Here is a 1,440-nt window from a genome sequence, read left to right on the forward strand (position 1 = left end):
GCTTAACCAATGTGAGCGTGTCATCGCTACAACTGTCGAGCACCACGAGCACAGTGGTGGTAATGGTAGAGGGCAGCTGATCAATGGCCGTCTGCACCGATGCCAAGCATGTAGAGATGGTCAGCGCTTCGTTATGAGCGGGAATAACGATAGCGATATTTGTAGTATTCATGCATTCTCCTCGGCGGGTTTACTGTTAAACCAAGTTTTCTTGCATAGCCACTGTTTCGGGCGAACGTTGCCACACATCCAATAAAAAATCGCTATCGACGACTTTACTTTGATGGGTAAAGGTAGGGTTTTGACTGTCAACTTGCTGTCCTTGCGCAGAGTTTACGTCGTGACTTATTCTATTAAATGCGTGGTGCAGACGTTGGTGTACCGTTTCACCCGTCATGGTAAAGCCATCAATGTCATAGCGCCAATGACAGCATAGTAACGTGCCGCCTATCGCAAGATTTTGCTGAATCCAAGTAATGATGGTATCAATATCATTTGGCGATAAATAATATAAAATTTCACTAATCACAATTAAATCAAAATGCGATTTCGCAGTCGGTAATACGCTAGGAATGACGCCTTGTATGACCTTTACATGAGCAAACGCTGCCAAACGCTGCTTAGCCAGTTGCACCGCCTGTTTATTACCGTCGATGCTTACCAAGGAATGACAACGGCTGGCAAGTAGCGTACTAAACACGCCATTACCGCACCCTAATTCAATAGCGCTGGTATATTTTGCTTGGGGCAACACCGCTAGACACATATCGCGTTTGCGCTTTTCGTACCAGCGGGTCTGATACTGCCACGGGTCGCTATTGTCGTTGTATAAGGCATCAAAATAGCTTTCTGAGTAAGCGGTGGCTGTCGTCTCTTTTTTACCATTCGGCAAATCAGTATGAACAGTACGTAAGTCGGTTGTAGGTACCTGAAAATTACCGACCTCATGCATTGGCGGTGTCAATTTAAGATTGTGGCTCATATAAATAAACTTCCCAAGGTTGGCTAATTCTAGCGATGGTTTGAGCCGATAAAATAGGCGGGTTGCCTGTGCTTTCATCAACGGTTATTTGGCTTTTGAAGCAGGCGATAGCCTCGGCTTTGCGCTGTAATTGCTCCGGCGTCAAGTCCACTCTGAGCGCGCAGTGCCAAGGAATACGACTATCAGCAGGCTTTGCCCAATGCCACGCCCAAATTAACACTTGATAACAGGCGAGCTGATGCTGCTTAGCGAAAGCGGCGACTACTTGTCCTGTTGCTTCATGATCGGGATGACCATCATGTACAAAAGGCGTGATTAAAATATCATCAGGTTGAATAATTGCTGCTAATTTTTGGTGAAACTGTGCCCGCTCAGCAAAAACGTCACCATCGGTTAGCGCTAAAGACATACAGGTCACCTGCTGAGCAATGCCTAACACTTCTAATGCCGCTAAGCTC

2 protein-coding genes and 1 pseudogene are annotated in these 1,440 nt (G+C 46.2%); all 3 read right to left on the reverse strand.

The features are described from left to right. Positions 1 to 172, reverse strand: a pseudogene (locus tag V7D75_RS02035) (glycosyltransferase); the annotation flags it as partial. 24 nt (positions 173 to 196) lie between these two features. After that, positions 197 to 982 carry a class I SAM-dependent DNA methyltransferase gene (locus V7D75_RS02040; RefSeq protein WP_333613205.1) on the reverse strand — a complete coding sequence of 262 codons (786 nt, stop codon included), beginning with the start codon at positions 980 to 982 and terminating at the stop codon, positions 197 to 199. After that, the coding region (locus V7D75_RS02045) for a PIG-L deacetylase family protein (protein ID WP_333613206.1) at positions 966 to 1,440 on the reverse strand (475 nt) is incomplete at its 5' end. The genes V7D75_RS02045 and V7D75_RS02040, both read right to left, overlap by 17 nt.

This window comes from Psychrobacter sp., from assembly GCF_036731945.1.
In the GTDB taxonomy this organism is placed as follows: Bacteria; Pseudomonadota; Gammaproteobacteria; order Pseudomonadales; family Moraxellaceae; genus Psychrobacter.